1 pseudogene is annotated in these 805 nt (G+C 27.8%); it reads left to right on the top strand.

Annotated features, from left to right (window positions below):
- Positions 1-234, top strand: a pseudogene (locus ELQ12_RS09765) (hypothetical protein); the annotation flags it as partial.
- Positions 235-805 lie beyond the last annotated feature (571 nt).

The raw sequence follows: 805 nt of genomic DNA, 5'->3' as shown, positions 1-805 counted from the left end.
CAAATAAGAAATGAGTTGGTTAGCAAGGATTTATTCCAATCTGAGATTAAAAGACTTGAAAACTTATTTTATTCTGAGATTAAAAGACTTGAAGCCGAAATCAAACTATCGGTAAGTTCATTAAAACAACAAGGAATCTATTGGCTTATAGGAGCTTGTGTTGTTAGCATTGCTACTATAATTTCAAGTGTTTGGGCAATAATGGACTTTATGTTTGTAGAACACTTAAAATAATACTCTCACACTAGAAACAATCTAGTGTAACTTAACCCTAAGGTGGGATATTTTATCCCTTGACTTTTAGCATTTTTTTGTTATAAGATAAGGAGAAAAAAGAAAGATTTTTTCAAAAAAATAGTAATATTTACAAAAATACCCACAAAAGCAATCTTAATATTCATGGAATCTATTGGCATAGGATTGTTTATAAATACAGGCGATAGTAGAGCTTTTATTATTTTAATTGAAAGTTTGCTAATTTTAACGGTAGTTGCATTATCATCAATCTTTCTTAAAGATTGAACTTTTTTGAAAAAAGGAGAAAAAATGGATGGTTATAATATAGCTATTTTAATTGGTGCTATCACTCTCGTTTTTGGCATATTGGTTTTAGTAGCTCATTATCTCAATGATAAACACACTAACGAAAGTAAAAGTTAAAAACCTTATTGTCTTAGAAATGATTTAAAGATAGACAAAATTAAATCAAAAATTGTGGGCTGTAAAATAAACATTAAAGCAGCAAGAATAATTACATATGTTCTAACTTCTCTTTTAAAGCTATCTAGTTTGTTTTCAAGCTTAT

The sequence above is a fragment of the Campylobacter sp. US25a genome (genome assembly GCF_004379075.1).
Classification (GTDB): domain Bacteria; phylum Campylobacterota; class Campylobacteria; order Campylobacterales; family Campylobacteraceae; genus Campylobacter_D; species Campylobacter_D jejuni.
Note: the sequence above shows the minus strand (reverse complement) of the source record. Positions and strands in the feature narration are given on the sequence as shown.